The organism is Flectobacillus longus, assembly GCF_030056705.1.
Classification (GTDB): Bacteria; Bacteroidota; Bacteroidia; order Cytophagales; family Spirosomataceae; genus Flectobacillus; species Flectobacillus longus.
Genome location: NZ_JASHIC010000001.1, coordinates 318,358 through 334,839 on the forward strand (window position 1 = coordinate 318,358; position 16,482 = coordinate 334,839).

11 protein-coding genes are annotated in these 16,482 nt (G+C 37.5%); 4 read left to right on the plus strand and 7 right to left on the minus strand.

The window, feature by feature from the left end; genetic code table 11:
* Window positions 1–22: 22 nt before the first annotated feature.
* From QM491_RS01255 to QM491_RS01270, 4 genes are all read right to left on the minus strand, one after another.
* Window positions 23–1,204 carry an AGE family epimerase/isomerase gene (locus QM491_RS01255; protein ID WP_283325440.1) on the minus strand — a complete coding sequence of 394 codons (1,182 nt, stop codon included), beginning with the start codon at window positions 1,202–1,204 and terminating at the stop codon, window positions 23–25.
* A gap of 210 nt (window positions 1,205–1,414) precedes the next feature.
* Window positions 1,415–2,593 (minus strand): glycoside hydrolase family 130 protein, encoded by a 1,179-nt coding sequence (locus QM491_RS01260; RefSeq protein ID WP_283325441.1) that lies wholly within the window; start codon window positions 2,591–2,593, stop codon window positions 1,415–1,417.
* Window positions 2,594–2,750: 157 nt separating this feature from the next.
* On the minus strand, window positions 2,751–4,505 hold the full coding sequence (locus tag QM491_RS01265) for a sodium:solute symporter family protein (protein WP_283325442.1): 1,755 nt from the start codon (window positions 4,503–4,505) through the stop codon (window positions 2,751–2,753).
* Window positions 4,506–4,687: 182 nt separating this feature from the next.
* On the minus strand, window positions 4,688–5,803 hold the full coding sequence (locus tag QM491_RS01270; RefSeq protein ID WP_283325443.1) for a glycoside hydrolase family 26 protein: 1,116 nt from the start codon (window positions 5,801–5,803) through the stop codon (window positions 4,688–4,690).
* A 686-nt stretch (window positions 5,804–6,489) separates the two neighbouring features.
* Here QM491_RS01270 and QM491_RS01275 point away from each other — a divergent pair.
* The 3 genes from QM491_RS01275 to QM491_RS01285 all read left to right on the plus strand — a co-directional run bounded on the left by QM491_RS01275 (window position 6,490) and on the right by QM491_RS01285 (window position 9,251).
* The gene (locus QM491_RS01275; RefSeq protein WP_283325444.1) at window positions 6,490–6,819 is read left to right on the plus strand and encodes a helix-turn-helix domain-containing protein; all 330 of its coding nucleotides are present in this window, start codon (window positions 6,490–6,492) and stop codon (window positions 6,817–6,819) included.
* A gap of 3 nt (window positions 6,820–6,822) precedes the next feature.
* Window positions 6,823–8,184 (plus strand): DNA cytosine methyltransferase, encoded by a 1,362-nt coding sequence (locus QM491_RS01280; protein WP_283325445.1) that lies wholly within the window; start codon window positions 6,823–6,825, stop codon window positions 8,182–8,184.
* Window positions 8,185–8,258: 74 nt separating this feature from the next.
* A complete protein-coding gene (locus QM491_RS01285; RefSeq protein WP_283325446.1) occupies window positions 8,259–9,251 on the plus strand; it encodes a hypothetical protein in 993 nt (330 codons plus the stop codon).
* 123 nt (window positions 9,252–9,374) lie between these two features.
* Here QM491_RS01285 and QM491_RS01290 read toward each other — a convergent pair whose 3' ends face one another.
* The 3 genes from QM491_RS01290 to QM491_RS01300 form a co-directional block, all read right to left on the minus strand.
* A complete protein-coding gene (locus QM491_RS01290; RefSeq protein WP_166549541.1) occupies window positions 9,375–10,379 on the minus strand; it encodes an IPT/TIG domain-containing protein in 1,005 nt (334 codons plus the stop codon).
* A 70-nt stretch (window positions 10,380–10,449) separates the two neighbouring features.
* Window positions 10,450–12,015 carry a RagB/SusD family nutrient uptake outer membrane protein gene (locus QM491_RS01295; protein WP_283325447.1) on the minus strand — a complete coding sequence of 522 codons (1,566 nt, stop codon included), beginning with the start codon at window positions 12,013–12,015 and terminating at the stop codon, window positions 10,450–10,452.
* 103 nt (window positions 12,016–12,118) lie between these two features.
* The gene (locus QM491_RS01300; protein ID WP_283325448.1) at window positions 12,119–15,262 is read right to left on the minus strand and encodes a SusC/RagA family TonB-linked outer membrane protein; all 3,144 of its coding nucleotides are present in this window, start codon (window positions 15,260–15,262) and stop codon (window positions 12,119–12,121) included.
* A gap of 298 nt (window positions 15,263–15,560) precedes the next feature.
* Between QM491_RS01300 and QM491_RS01305 the strand changes: the two genes are divergently transcribed.
* Window positions 15,561–16,433, plus strand: a complete 873-nt coding sequence (locus QM491_RS01305; RefSeq protein ID WP_283325449.1) for a helix-turn-helix domain-containing protein — start codon at window positions 15,561–15,563, stop codon at window positions 16,431–16,433.
* Window positions 16,434–16,482 lie beyond the last annotated feature (49 nt).

Here is a 16,482-nt window from a genome sequence, read left to right on the forward strand (position 1 = left end):
ACATTCTTTGAATTTATTTATGTTATACTGCCGTTATCCGCTTGATTAATTCCATGCATGCACGTGCATTGTGATAAGGGCACTTCCAAAAACCTACTTTATCCTCAGTTTCCATCAAACTTCCATCTTCATATCTTCCCCAAACCCATTCACCTTGCTGTGTATCAATAAGGTTTTTCTGGATGAAAGTCCAAGTATTTTTTACGGCATCAAGAAATTGAGCGTGTCTTGTCAACTGAAAAGCATTGTAAAAACCAACCATTGCCTCGGCACTTACCCACCATTCACGATGTGTATCGGCATGATGTGAAACGGGGTCGTATTCATGGATCATACTACCATCGGACTGAATGGCACGTAGGCTTATGTTCGCCATTAGGATTGCTTTTTCTTGAAAAATATCTATCCATTTTTGGTTACCCAAAATCTCAGCAGACTCCTGCAATAACCAAGCAGCTTCGATATCATGTCCAAACGAAATAGCAGATGATTGAATATGCCATTCTGCATCAAAAAACAAATTCAAATGACCTCTAGGGTTGATAAAATGTTTGTTGAAAATCTCCAACAAATGTTCAATTTTTGAAGCCAATTGTTTATCCCGCCAAACCAAATATAGTGATGAATACGCCTCAATAATATGTAAATGCGTATTCATCGTTTTGGGGTCATTTCGGTCTTTTTCACTTAATCTCAAGTCTGTCAGAAGTTGCCAATCCTGTGAAAAAGCCTCCCAATAACCACCATTGATAGTATCAAAACTATATTTTTCGATAATTTCAAAAAGCGCAATGGCTAAATTAAGAGACTCCTGCTGTTGTGTTGCTTTATAAAAACTTGCAAAAGCATACATCGCAAAAGCCTGACCATAGATTTGCTTTCGAGTACTCGAAGGGTTTCCAAGAGCATCCATAGCCCAGTAAACTCCTCCATGATGAGTATCCCAAAAGTTATTTTTCAGATAGTCAAAAGCACGTTGAGCCAAAGTAAGATACCTTGGCTCGTGGGTAAAATGGTAGGCTTCTGAGAAAGTCCAGAGAATTCTGGCGTTCAATACTCCTCCTTTGATGGCGTTGGGGTCTATTTGCCCTTGATGGTTCATTTTTCCAATAAATCCACCATTTTTTGTATCTATGGTATTATTTTCCCAAAAAGTCAAAATGTTTTCTAACTCCTGAGATAACTGTTTTTTAAATTCAAGCATTTACAATAGTGTTAGCTTTACTTTGTTACAATATTCGGTTTTCTAATGGTATAAAGTCTTATAATATTAGTTGCCAGAATGATTAAATCACTCAGATATCAGTAATAAACCGCAATTGTATCTTCTTGATTATGAATACAATCCAATAACTGATATACTATTAACTAATAACTTCATTTTACTCACCACTAGAAAACCCAATCTTCCTTACTAAATTAAAACCGCTTGATTTGATTCAATCAGTTTTGTTAGGGTTTCTACCGAAGTTGCCGAACGGAAACCATCTTCTGGCGTATTGAGCGCATAGTCTAATAATTGCTCAATGGTAGAAGTAGCCACGTGCATACGGGTATCGGATGAGGCATAATAGATAAAAACCTTCCCATCTTCATCCGCAATCCAACCATTCGCAAAAGTCACATTCGACACATCTCCTACTCTTTCTTCGCCTTCTGGTGCGATAAAATAACCCGCTGGTTTATTAATAACTTTGGTTAAATCGTTTAAATCTGTCAAAAATACGTACAAAACGTAACGCAATCCAGCAGCAGTATTGCGAACACCATGTGCCAAATGAAGCCATCCTTTTTCAGTTTTGATAGGCGCTGGACCTTGTCCATTTTTAACTTCATAAACGGTATGGTAATGCTTTTCATCTACGATAAATTCTTTTTCAATGACCGCATTTTCCATAGAATCGGAATAGCCAAAGCCGATACCTCCTCCTGTTCCTGCTTCGATAAAGCCATCTTGTGGGCGTGTATAAAAAGCGTATTTGCCATTCACAAACTCAGGATGAAGTACCACATTGCGCTGTTGAGGCGAAGGGGTAATCAAATCGGGTAAACGCTCCCATGTTTTGAGGTCACGTGTGCGAGCAATACCACATTGCGCAACTGCCGAAGACTCATCTCCAATTTTAGCATTAGGGTCTTTACGTTCAGTACAAAACAAGCCGTAAATCCAGCCATCTTCATGCTGAACCACACGCATATCATAAACATTACCATCGGGATTTTCGGTTTCAGGCATGACAATCGGGAAATCCCAAAATTTGAAATTATCAACACCATTCGAGCTTTCAGCAACAGCAAAAAACGACTTACGATCTAATCCCTCTACCCTTACTACTAACAAATATTTGTCGTCTAACTTAATAGCCCCAGAATTGAATGTTGCATTGATTCCAAAACGCTCCATCAAAAACGGATTAGTTTCCGGATTAAGATCATATCTCCAAAATACTGGTGTGTGTTGTGCCGTCAAAATAGGATATTGGTATCTCTTATAAATACCATTTCCGACCTCTTCTGGCGTGTTTTTTCTGGTAATTAAAGCTTCATAATTTTGTTGAAGTTGCGTTAATCTTTCTTGAAACAATGCGTTCATTTTCTTTCATTTATATTTGTTAATACTTTATAGCACATTCGTAAAATGTTATTCGCTAATTGTAGATCGGTTATTAGAGGTAGTTTCCCATCTCACTTCGATTAATTTTCGTTATTTCCAATTCTTTTGTAGATGTTGCATGCAACGTCTCTACGGGTTAATCTTCTAACTTATCCCACCATGTTCGTTTTAAGATAAAACTTACCACCAACATAATGCCCACATCAATGACTAATGCCTGATGCATTCCCAAAACCCAATACATAGGCAAAAGAGTAAGACATAGCTGAGATATAATGCCCAAAACCACATTGAAGGCATCCTTTTTGAAGTTTTTATTTGCTTCAAAAGCTGGATTCTCTGCCTTTACAGCCTCCAGAACAGGTTGCCAAAATCCCCAAGGTTTTACAGTTGTATAAAATTTCTTCAAAACTCTAGCGTCTGTTGGTGGCGCTGCCAATGTTCCTAAAATAGACGCTGTTAAGGAAATTACAAATAACAATGGCCACCAATACAATGGTAAACCTGTGGTAAAATAAGGCATCAATAAGGCTGCAAAAATTCCTGCTGCCATTCCCCAAAAGAAACCGTTGGCGTTGAAACGCCACCAATACCATTTTAGACAATTAGCTGCTACATACCCTCCATACAATCCTCCGACAATCCACTGCAAAATGTCATTGACACTTTTTGCCATAAAACCCTGTAAAATACCAATAACCACTACCACCAAGCCCACTAAGTAATTCATCTGAATGGTCTTGCGAGTACTTGCTTCTGGATTAATATATTTGAGGTAAATGTCATTGACAATATAGGCTTGAGCTGCATTGAGGGTACCGCTAAAAGTTCCCATAAAAGCACCCATCAAACCCGTGATTACCAATCCTAAAATTCCAGCAGGCATAAAGGCATTGATTGTTCCTGGTAATAGTAATTCAAAATCATAATTTCCAGAAGCGTCCTTTACATTGAGTTGAGCATAATATAAAAGTGCCAAAACCGTCAAGCCAATAATCATCGAATAGCGGATAGGCAATAAAATGATACTGACAAAGCCCGTCATTTTACTCGCCTCTTTTGGGCTTCGGGTACTCAAAATCTTTTGCATATCATAATTGGGCGCTGGACCTGCCAACGAAGCAAAAACGCCTTTAAGCAACATCATAGAGAAAAATATTCCGAAAATACCATATCCATCCGATTCTATTTTTTGGTGTACTTCGGGCAAAATAGGCTTCCAATCTAATCCAAGTTCCCAGCCAAAAAATGGCGTTCTCCAGCCTTGAGGCAAATGGAGGGTTTGACCTTGCAAATGGTCCATCGCAATAAAAGCAATCGCCAAACAAGCCAAAGTCATAATGCCATATTTAATTACATCGCCCAATACTATGCTGTGCATACCTCCCAAAACTGAATAGAAGGTGGCAATAATAGTGAATACAACACCATAAAAATGAGGAATATACTGCGCTGGAACCTGAAAAGGAATATAAGGCTGTACAACTTCCCAGGGAATAAAGATTTCAACAAATTTTCCTAACCCTACAAACCCATACGCTAAAAAACCAAAGCAACTAATAAGAGCAAAAGCAATGACAATGATTTGGGATGCTTGTACCCCTTTTCCCTCTGAACCGAATCTGGTAGTGAGCCATTCGGCTCCAGTGTTGGCATTGCTTCTTCTAAGCCATTTGCTCAAAAACATCATCATAAACACCTGATTGAACGAAGGCCAAAGCCAAGGAATCCAGATACTTTTGAGACCATACACAAAACATAAACTCACCATCCACATTGTCCCGCTGATATCAAACATATCGGAGGCATCGCTCAAACCGAGCATATACCAAGGCAAGGACTTCCCTCCCATCAAATAACTATCTTTATTTTTCTTGGCTTTATTTTTCATATAAAAGCCAATGAATATCATGGTTAAGAGGTAAGTAAGTAATATAAGTATATCGATTAACTGTAATTTCATTCTCGTTTTTTGATTCTTTGAGCATGGCTTTTGTAAGCCACGCTCTATTTAAAGGGATAGGAAAAGATTTTATAAGAATATCAACTAAACACTTTGTTCTGGTGAAAATACTATTTCAAAACCTTCACGTCTTTACTAAATAAGGTCTGAGGTAAGTTGTAAAATTTGATAAAATCAGGGGCGCTCGTATGTCCTTGATACGGGCTATAAAAATGGTCGGGGCGACCGTTTCTCCAAACCAACATATAACTTAAATGGGAATCCTTTATCGTCTCCCAAACGATGGATGTCCACCAGTTATCGACCGTAATTTGTTCAAGTCCCATCTCTGTTATAGCCGTTAATTTATGTTTTTTGTCAGCTATTTCTTCCAACGTATGAACCATACGAGATAACTGCTTTTTGAACTCATCATTAGACTTAGGCGCATCACGATGATAATAGTCAAAGCCTATCAAATCTACCGCGTCATCGCCAGGATAACGTTCCAAATAATGAGCTTCAGATTCAAATCTGTCGGTCGAATAGGCATACAACAAATGATGTAAACCTTTGGTATCTTTCAAATACGAAACCGTATATCTCCATACCTTTTTGTATTGTTCTGGCGAACAAAAGCCAGCACCCCACCAAAACCACGAACCTGTATGCTCATGAAATGGTCTGAAAAGCACAGGAATAGGCTGTCCTTTGGTATCTTTCAATGAAGCCAAAAAGTTGGCAACTTTATCCAACCAAGAATTATACGTTTGTAAAGCCTTTGGGTCTGAGAAGATTTTGGCAATCGTAGAGTCTGCCTTGTCCCAAGACGTTTTATTGGGGTCAGTAGGATTATTCAAATGCCAAGAAATCGTATTGAGTCCTCCTCGTTGATGTGTATTTTGAATATCCTGACGGATTTTGCCGAAAGGCACACCATCGAGATTGCGTACAGAGTCAAATTCAATTTTTCCTAAATCATAGCCTATTACCGCAGGAAAATCCCCTGTAACTGTTTTCACATCCGAGCGATTAGCATCGCCTATCCAGCGAGTTTTATCGGCGTTGAGCCCATAAGCCAGAGCGTCTTGCTGACCAAACATGATACCTTTCTGACGTAATTTCCAAAGTTGTTGGTAGAGATGGCGAGTCGCTAGAGTAGCCTTAGCATCAATGGGCGCCGATTGGCTAATTCCCGAAAAATGGATGGTTAATGTTCCAATCAAAAAAAATAAACGCTTGTACATAAACTAAAATTTAAGTTGAGTGAAGAATGATTGGGCAAGTTACAGCCTTTTGAAGGAATACATGCCCAACATTACTGCATTAACCATTTTTTTCGGTTGCTATAGATTGATATTCTGAAAGGGTTCATTTTGACATACGGAATCGAAATAGATGAAATTAGCAATAGATCTTCATCTCCCTTCTTATTCCACTAGGGTACTTATATTGTATTCAGTATTTCGGAAAAATAAGGCTTTTAACTTCGTTAAAAAATTGCTTTATTTTCGTTCCTTGACTAATACAAAATTACACTTCAAATAGAACCAATATATAATACAATTTTATCAATCTATAACACTGAAAAAACAATTCAGGATAGCAAAAGGAGATTGAATGAGATAATTTAAGCGCATAAATAGTAATTTTTGATTTTTATATTTGATTATTAGGTGTAAAAATAAAGAGATTTGGAATAATACCTTTTTAACACTTTTAGAAAACAAAATAGACTAAATATATTCTATTAATATATTTAGTCTATTTTGTTTTCTACTCTCCCCTAATCAACGCATTCGTATATTCAAGCACATTTAGCTCTTTAATTACACTGAGCCATCAAAAAATAAAAAGCTTGAATTTTTCAATTCACAATAAAACAATTACGAAATTTGTATAATTTGAAATGACAAATTACATTTGACAAATTATGTCAAGTAAAATTATTCACATGGAAACAGTTGGACAAATCATAAGAGCAAAAAGAGAAAGTTTAGGCTTGTTGCTTCGTCAAGTGGCATCATATCTCGATATTGACCAAGCGATTTTGAGCAAAATTGAGCGGAATGAGCGAACACCAACAAGAAACAATATCATAAAGCTTGCGGAAATACTTAAGCTTGACAAAGAGGATTTATTAGTTCAATTTATGAGCGAGAAAATTGCGTACGAAATAGCGAACGAAGACTGTGCAAGTAAAGTTTTAAAAGTAGCAGAGCAAAAGATAAAATACCTAAAGTCTAACCTTACAAAAAATTAACTTATGCGGACAGAAACTTTAGATGTAGAATTAAATTTAGTTCAGGAACATCAATTAGACATCTTATATAATCATAAATCTTTGTTGAAACCAAACATTAACAACGAAAAAGACACATTAAATGTACTTTCACTCTTTTCAGGTTGTGGTGGTATGGACTTGGGATTTGAAGGTGGGTTTTCTGTTTTACAACAGTCAATCAATGAACTTTTAACACCTCATTTTATCGACAAGAAATTAGGAAACGATTTCATTCAACTCAAAAAGACAAAATTCAAAACTGTTTTTGCAAATGATATTTTAACTGATGCTAGAAATGCCTGGGTAAACTACTTTTCAAAAAGAGGACATAATCCAGAAGATTTTTATAAGGAAAGCATTGTTGATTTGGTAAAAATGTACCGAAATGGAGTTAACGTTTTCCCGAAAGATATTGACGTAGTAACAGGAGGTTTTCCTTGTCAGGATTTTAGCGTAGCGGGAAAACGAAATGGCTTTAACTCACATAAAAACCATAAAGGAGAACTAATTGAAGACAAAACGGCTTCCGCTGAGACTCGTGGACAGCTCTACATGTGGATGAAAGAAGTAATCGAGATAACACAACCAAAAATTTTCATAGCCGAAAATGTAAAAGGTTTAGTAAATCTCGGCGATGTAAAATCAATTATTCAAAGTGATTTTTCATCAGCCAACGGAAATGGATATATCGTACTCGACCCACAGGTTTTACATTCTGCTGATTTTGGCGTTCCTCAGTCAAGAGAACGAGTAATTTTTATTGGCATTAAAAAATCGGAGCTAAAGAAATCAGCTTTGGCTGAATTGGAAAAAGAAACAATTTCAGATCAATACAACCCTTATCCAAAACCAACCCATTCGTACACTAAGAAAGGGGAAAAGTTAAAGCTTTTTGTTCAATTAAATGATGTATTTAAACATTTAGAAGAGCCTGAAAATACAGAGGATTTATCTCAAAGGTTTTACTCGAAAGCAAAATTTATGGGAAAACATTGTCAAGGACAAACAGAGATAAAGCTTTCAAATATTGCACCAACTATTCGTTCTGAACATCACGGAAATATAGAGTTTAGACGACTATCAAAAGAGAACGGAGGGCAAATTGAAAGTGAATTAGACAAAGGGTTAAAGGAAAGAAGGTTGACTATAAGAGAATGTGCATTAATACAAACGTTCCCCCCTGATTATGATTTTGTAATTGAAAACAAAAATGGAAGAAAAGGTTCATTTTTGGTCAGCCCATCACAAGCATATAAAATTATTGGCAATGCAGTTCCACCACTTTTGGCTTACAATTTAGCTAAAAGAATTGAAGAAGTTTGGAGCTTATATTTTAAGAAGTAGAAATGATAATTTCCGTAAACTCAGACCCCAACAGAAACGAATTTGATATTTTACTCAGCTCAACAATTGACGAGTTGAATCTGCATGCTAAAAATTCATCAAAAAATGTAGCTACACTTTCAGGAAGAAATCTTGAGCCGTACGTAAGAGATGTAATGACGGACTTAGCTGTCGGAACTGTTTTTGAAAATTCAATAGAATTAATTGGAGGACAAAAGTTTCCAGATATTATTGCGAAAAAATATTACGGCATTGAAGTAAAGACCACTACACAAAACCATTGGAAGACTACAGGAAATAGCGTTTTAGAAAGTACTAGAGTGGATAATGTTGAGCGAATTTTCATGTTATTTGCCAAATTAGCAAGTCCAATCGAATTTCGATGTCGTCCTTATGAAGAAGTATTATCCGAAATTGTGGTTACTCATTCCCCTCGCTATTTGATAGATATGAATTTAGAGCAAGGAAAAACAATTTTTGACAAAATCAAAATTCCATACGATACTTTGCGCAAAGAGGTAAATCCGATAAGACCAATAGTTGATTACTACAAAAGTAAACTGAAACCTGGAGAAGAACTTTGGTGGATGGATGCAGAAAACAACAGTAAACCAAGCAGTATTGTCATAAAAATTTGGAATAACTTATCCTCAAAAGAAAAGCATGACTTAAAAAATCGTGCAATGGCTTACTTTCCTGAACTATTTGGAAATAGTAATGATAAGTTTGGAAGATTAGCCATTTGGTTCATAACTAGTGAAGCCGTTGTTTGTCCTAATGTTAGAGACTTATTTACAGCAGGAGGAAAACAGGATTGTGTAATTGGAGAGAAAGTATATAAAAAAGTACCAAGAATCTTTTTGAACTTGTTTGAAAATATGCCAAGCATTATTGAAACAATTACGCAAACATCTGCCTCTGAACTTTCTGAGTATTGGCAAACCTGTACGACTGAACAAACGAAATTGTTTGATTGGATAGACTTGGTTGCAGAACTTGCGAAGAAAATTAAAGACGCAAAACATTTAGATATAAAACAAATATTGGCAGAACTAATCCTAAACTAAAAAAGTATTTTTGGTAGCATATTTGAACCTTCTTAAATTCATAAAACCAAATAAGTTATTTAACCATAAAAGCCACCCCAAAACTGAGGTGGCTTTACTATTTGAATAAAGATAAGTTTAAGCTTATTTTACCAAAAGAATATTATCGAAATAAATCGTTTTGCCATCGTCATGAATTTGGAAAACGAAGTCATTGATTACTGGCATTGTCAAAAACCCTGTAGCTGGAATCTTGAAGTAAGTCCAAACATTGGCAGGAATCGTTACTACTTTGTCGGTCGCCCAGTTTACTTTGATAGAAACCTGACGGTCTATATCAGCTCCTTTTGCCCAGAATGTCAAATAGTTTACTCCTGCTGTGCTAATACCTGCACTTGAATGAAGAGATAAACCACCCCAAGAGCCATTATATGCTGCCTCTAGTGAACGAGTACCTGTCCAAACATTTTTGGTAGAAGCCGTAAAGTCGCCACCCCATGACCAGTTGTCGAGACCATCTGCAAAGTTATCTTTGAAGAAACCATAGTTATTATCGACACTCACCAACTCTTGTTGGGTAGTAATGGTACCAGACGAGTTTGTAATCGTAAGTTTAGAACGTGTCGAAGAAGAAGCAGGCATTTCAATCACCATTTGTTTTTTGGTCTTGGAAATCACCTTTGCTTCTGCTGTTGAGCCTGCCAACAATACTTTCGTTACATCGTTGAGGTTATTTCCTTTTACCGTAACCTGTGTACCTTTAGTAAAATCGGTATTTGACAACTCGGTTACGATTGGCAAAGCAATTACCTTGAAAGGAACAGCTACAGATTTACCGTATTTGTTGGTAAAAATAATTTTTTGAGTACCCCCAAAAGCCGTATCTGGTACACGAAAAACAATGGCATTGTCGGTATTAAATGCAGGATTGAGTCCAGCAGGAACGTTACCATTATCAAAAACAATCGTTCTCATTTCGCCCAATCCCGAACCTGTTAAGGTCAGTACCGAGCCTCCCGAAGCCGAATCAGGAGCTAATTTATCAGCCACAGGCACAGCATTTACGGCATCGTCGCTTGTACAAGACGACAACCATACCGTCCCTGTAACAAAGAGTGCTGTAGCTATTTTGAAGAATGTATTTTTCATATCAAAAAAGATTTTTAGTATTTGTCAAGCGGGTAATCAAGACTTTATTCTTGCCTTACCCTTTCCGCTATTACTTATAATAAGGAATTGCTGGTTCTAATAATTTTGGATTCGAAACCGTTTCTGCTTGTGGAACAGGCAAATACAGTTGAGAGGCAGAAGAAATAGACACTCTCATACTGTTGATGGTTCCATTGCCGTTGTAAGTTCCACGCTCTTGGCTAGCCAACATTTGTTTGGCTTTATCAAAACCTTGACGTTGAATATCAAACCAATAATCTCCTTCAAAAGCAAATTCGACACGGCGTTCCTTCAACAATTGATCTTTGGTCAAAGAGGTTACTGGTGACAAACCTGCACGGGTATGTACTTTGTTAAAAGCCTCCAAAGCAGAAGCATCTGTTGTGCTTGTACCTGTTCCTATAGTTGCCTCAGCATAAATCAATAAGACATCTGCATAGCGTAGCAAATAGGTACAAATGTCCGTAGATGTCCCGTTGACATTTTCTCCATTCGAACCTGGTCCTACGATATATTTTAGCGCATTTGAACGAGTTGGTGTTTTGATTTTAGTCGCATCGTCGGTGCTACTTGTCCAAGTAGTGTCATATTTAAAACCATTCGGGAAGTTTACATTTGTCCAATCTGTACGAGTAAATCCGTGTTCCATTACTGACCATCTACGTCTTTTATCTCCTGATTCATAAGAATTTAGTACATCTATTGAAGGAATAATAGCCGACCAACCTGCGCCTGTTGTAGGCTTTAATAATGGCGCTGGACCAACATACGCTTGGATAGGGTTACCAATAGAATATCCCCCTGCTGCCAACCACTGTAAAGCCACCAACGACTCAGGGTTATTATTCATTTTTGAGCTAGTGAACATTGCACCATAATCCGACACAAGGCTGTATTTTTGAGAACTCATTACTTCCGTTGCTTTTGCTTTGGCGTTGGCATAATCCTTCATATACAAATACACTTTTGACAACATCCCTTTTGCTGCATGTTTGGTCACACGCCCTGCTTGATAAGAAGCATCAGGAAGATATTGTTCGGCATATTGCAAGTCTTCTACCACAAAACGTAGCACATCTTTTTGCAAATAACGAGGTACTTTGTAGTCTCCAGAATTGGCTAATGCCACTGGATCAGAAATAATAGGCACATCGCCAAATACACGAGCCAAATAGAAATACGCCATTCCACGCATAAAACGAGCTTCGGCTACTCCTTGAGTCAAAAAGCTAGGGTCGGCAACTTGAGTTTTTTTCTGTTCGAAAGTTTGAATCAAAACCGTTGCATTACCTGCCACTTTATAAAACGCATACCAAGAACGAGACACCTGTTCGTCGGTTGATTGTACCGTAAAATTGGCAAATGAGTTGTATTTGGGGTCACCTGTGTACATATTCCCACTCAATACCTCACCAATCGCATGATAGGCCTTGTCTTGCCATTCGTACCAAATTGTATTATACAACAAACCTGTTGCTGCATTTACTTGTGCCGCCGTAGTGTAATAGGTGTCCAAAGTTGGCCCATTTTGCGAAGGTCTGTCCAAAAAGTCTTCTTTACACGAAGACACCAGTCCAGAAGCGGCTAATAATAATGCGATTATATTTTTTTTCATCTGAAAATTCAAAATTAAAATTCAAGGATTCTGAGTCTTGAATGATTTTATCAAAGAAAAAGCCACGCTTTTCTATACAAATCATCCAACATTTTAACTCTTACTAGAACTCGAAATTACCTCCTATGGTGAAAGTACGAGGGTTCGGATAGTGACCATCGTCTACGTTCATATAGCGAATATTGTTATTGAACGAACCAAGTTCTGGGTCATAGCCTGTGTACTTGGTAAAAGTGTACAAGTTTTGCATGGACACATACAAGCGAGCATTAGTCAACTTCGCTTTTTTGATTAGGTCTTTTGGAAGATTATAGCCAAACGAAACATTTTGGATACGTAAGAAAGAACCATCCTCCACAAAACGGTCAGACACACGGAAGTTGTTGTTATGCCATTGGTTGTAACGAGGTAAAGTAGCATTGGTATTGGTAGAAGTGTATCTATCTAAAACCGTAGACAACTGGTTCCAGTAGGGATTCGTCATACCCTCCGTCAAACGACGAGTGTAATTCAAAATCTGTCCGCCTTGGCTACCATTTAAGAAAATCGAGAAATCAAATCCTTTGTAATTAAAGGTGTTTGTGATACCGTAAGTAAAATCAGGATTAGGATTTCCGATAATCGTTACGTCTTTTGAGTCAATTACACCATCGCCATTCAAATCTTTGTAGCGTACATCACCCAACCACGTGCCTGTTGGTTTTACGTCCAAACCTTGTTTTGCACCATCTTTATTTAAGTCTTCCATTGTACGGAACAATCCATCTGTAACATAACCATAGAAAGTTCCTACTGGATGTCCAACCATTGTATTCGTTACCAAAACTGCATCTCCATATTCTTTGTATCCACGAATTGAGGCTGAAGCGTCATTCAATTCATTCAGGATGTTGTTGTAGTGAGAGAATACGAAGTTAGTTTTCCAAGAAAAACCATTTTTCTGAATATTGTAAGTCGTCACGCCAATATCAATCCCTGTGTTAGTCATTTTACCAGCATTCGTCCAAGGCGAGTTAATATCATTCCAAGCCGTTCCTAAACCCGAAGAAACAGGCAATTGTGTTTGTAACAACATATTGGTTGATACTTTTTTGTAAACATCCAATGTCACATCAACACGTTTATTCAACATCGAAAGGTCTACTCCACCGTTATAAGTCACCACTGACTCCCAAGCCAAGTTTGGATTTCCTACGTTTTGTGGAATCCCCCCTGCACCATAAGGTGCCGTTGAAAACAAGCGGATATTGGTTGTATAAAGGTTGTTTCCTCCTACACCCGAATTACCTACTGCACCAACTCCAGCTCTTAGTTTGAGATAGCTAATCAAATCCCATTTTTTAGCAAATGTCTCTTCCGAAACTGTCCAACCAACCGATGCTGCTGGGAAATACCCGTAACGTTTGTTTGGTCCAAAACTAGCTGAACCATCGCGACGAAGTGAAGCACTAATAGAGTAACGATTGTTGTAAGTATAGTTGACACGACCAAAATACGATTCCATTGCCCAAGGATATTTGCCACCACTAATCGACTGAGTAGTACCACCTTCCCCAGCATTTAAGGATTGTAAATTTAAAGTCAAGTTTTGGCGAGAAGCTGTTACTTGATCATAGTTAGATTCAGAAACCTCATGACCTACGACTGCATTTACCCAATGTTTTCCAAAACCTTTATTAAAAGTCAAATAGTTTTTCAAAGACCAATACAAACTTGTACCACGGTCTTCTATCAATTTACTTGGCGAAAGAATAATCAAACCTGTGTTGTCATTGCGCACATAAGGTTGAAAAGCCGAGTTTTGACTCATGGTAAAGTCATAGTTCAATTCGTTACGTAAATTGAGGTAATTTGTAAAATTCAATTCTGCAAAAATATTTCCAAAAGCTTTAGTTTGAATAGCTGTTACATTACGCATTTCGGCCAAAGCTACAGGGTTGTTGGGATTCCCGAAAGTTGAACCGCCAATCGATACTACTGATGCATACTGTCCATCAAACCCACGTACTGGCGAAGCAGGGCTATTATAAAGACCTACACTAATCACCGCATCAGAACCATCGGTTAATGTTATACGTTGATTCGAACGGGATAAATTCACGCTAACACCCGCCTTCAACCAGCTCTTTACTTGTTGATCGATACTGGCACGTAAAGCAAAACGCTCGAATTTAGAACCGATAACCGTACCTGTTTGCTCAAAATTATTTAAAGAGAAATAATACGTTGTCTTGTCTGAACCACCCGAAAACGCTAATTGGTGATTACGAATATATCCTTTTTGGAAAATTGCATCTTGCCAGTCGGTACCACGACCTAATACTTTTGGGTTTTTGAATTCGCCCAGAGTATCCAAATTGCCAGCACCACTATTACGAATTTCAGGAACTAAAGAGTTGAAATAATTGGCATATTGTTGTAAATCCATCAATTTCAAACGTCTTGGCACTTCTTGCATTCCGTAATATACATCGTAAGAAATTTTACCCTCACCACTTTTTCCTTTTTTCGTAGTAATCAAAACCACACCATTCGCAGCCAAAGCACCATAAATCGCCTGTGCAGAAGCATCTTTCAAAATATCAATTGATACAATATCATTCGAGTTAAGCGCAGCCAATGGACTTTGCACCGACTGACCAGCCATACCGCCCAATTGGTCTTGAGACACGCTACTTCTTCCACTCAAAATTGGCACACCATCAATCACATATAGCGGTTCGTTACCATTTACACTTGTAATACCACGCACACGCACCGACACACCACCACCTGGCTGTCCACCATTACTTGTTACCGTTACACCCGCTACTTTTCCTTGCAAGGCTTGGTCTACCCCAGGAACGGGCAAGTTCTTGATGTCTTTTTCACCAATCGAAGCAATAGAAGAAGTTACTTCATTTTTCTTGGCAGTACCATAACCAATCACCACGACTTCTTGTAGATTTTTGTTGTCGGCAATCAAGGAGATATTGATAGTAGAACGACCATTGATTGCGACCTCAGTAGGTTTGTATCCAACAGACGAAAACACTAAGGTTTTACCAGAAGAAGCCACTTTGATCGCATACTCACCCTTGACATTGGTGGCAGTTCCACTCTGGACATCTTTGACCCTTACAGTTACACCGGGCAATGCCTCACCAGACTCATCGGTTACCTTACCCGAAACTGTTCGTTGTTCCTGCGCCAAAGTAGACCAAATGCTACTCAAGAACAGAAAACAAAAGAATAGTAGTTTTTTCATGTTCATTATTATCTGAGAATAAATTATTGATATTTTAACATGACAAAATTATATACCTCTACTACGAATTATATAGTACTATTTTATCCAATCATAACATTATAACTACTCTTTCAGAAATCACAATAGACTTATTCTAACATAAACTTAAAAAAAACAGGACTATCAACGAAAAAACACAAATTATTATCTATTTTTGACAAGATTATTTAGCAATAAAGCTAGCCATTTATCAATACTTTTTTATCTATTACAGATACTATTATTATCCAAATAATCTTTCTTTTTCCTTAAAATTATGACTAATATTATCCGAGAAATTACTCCATTGACACAAAGTGATTGCTTTACCTTTTTCTCAAGGGTAAAAAAAGAGTTTAACTTTCCCCTACATACGCATGAGGAGTTTGAGATAAACTTTATCATGAATGCCAAAAATGCCAAACGCATTATTGGTGACCATTCCGACAATATTGAAGATTTAGAATTGGTATTGGTTGGGAGTAATCTCCCACACGCGTGGTTTACACATCAGTGCGAAAGTGAAGATATTCATGAAGTGACTATCCAATTTCATCGAGATTTATTTGATGAAAAATTCTTGAAAAGAAATCAGTTAAGTTTTATCAGAACGCTTTTAGAACGTTCTTCAAAAGGTATCTTGTTTTCGCTCGAAACGGCTCAAGCTTTAAAACATCGCTTTTTGAATTTACACCAAAAAAGTGGCTTCGATTCTGTTCTCGAACTGATGTCAATTTTACATGATTTGTCGATTTCGAGAAACATGCGAACGCTCTCAAATACCTCATTTTCGAACGAATCTTTGTCATACAACAGTCGTCGTATCGAAAAAGCGTTTGAGTATATGCAGTCAAATTATGACAAAAATATTACACTCGAAGAAATGGCAAAATTGGTCGGAATGACAGAAGTATCTTTTAGTAGATTTATCAAAAAACGTACTGGAAAAACTTTTGTAGATAGTCTCAACGAAATCAGAATTGGGCACGCCTCTCGTTTGCTGATTGATACAACGCATACCATTGCTGAAATATCCTACCAAACTGGTTTCAATAATCTGTCTTATTTCAATCGTGTTTTTAAGGCTCGGAATAGCTGCACTCCCAAAGAGTTTAGGGAAGATTTCTCTGGGACAAGAACCTTTATTTGATTGCGGATGGGAATTGCTATTTATAAGACTTATCTAGTTCAAGACTTTG

Bases quoted from the DNA above. Each gene is read 5' to 3' on its own strand.
- QM491_RS01255 (WP_283325440.1), bottom strand. From the start codon at position 1,204: ATGCTTGAATTTAAAAAACAGTTATCTCAGGAGTTAGAAAACATTTTG.
- QM491_RS01260 (WP_283325441.1), bottom strand. From the start codon at position 2,593: ATGAACGCATTGTTTCAAGAAAGATTAACGCAACTTCAACAAAATTAT.
- QM491_RS01265 (WP_283325442.1), bottom strand. From the start codon at position 4,505: ATGAAAAATAAAGCCAAGAAAAATAAAGATAGTTATTTGATGGGAGGG.
- QM491_RS01270 (WP_283325443.1), bottom strand. From the start codon at position 5,803: ATGTACAAGCGTTTATTTTTTTTGATTGGAACATTAACCATCCATTTT.
- QM491_RS01275 (WP_283325444.1), top strand. From the start codon at position 6,490: ATGTCAAGTAAAATTATTCACATGGAAACAGTTGGACAAATCATAAGA.
- QM491_RS01280 (WP_283325445.1), top strand. From the start codon at position 6,823: ATGCGGACAGAAACTTTAGATGTAGAATTAAATTTAGTTCAGGAACAT.
- QM491_RS01290 (WP_166549541.1), bottom strand. From the start codon at position 10,379: ATGAAAAATACATTCTTCAAAATAGCTACAGCACTCTTTGTTACAGGG.
- QM491_RS01295 (WP_283325447.1), bottom strand. From the start codon at position 12,015: ATGAAAAAAAATATAATCGCATTATTATTAGCCGCTTCTGGACTGGTG.
- QM491_RS01300 (WP_283325448.1), bottom strand. From the start codon at position 15,262: ATGAAAAAACTACTATTCTTTTGTTTTCTGTTCTTGAGTAGCATTTGG.
- QM491_RS01305 (WP_283325449.1), top strand. From the start codon at position 15,561: ATGACTAATATTATCCGAGAAATTACTCCATTGACACAAAGTGATTGC.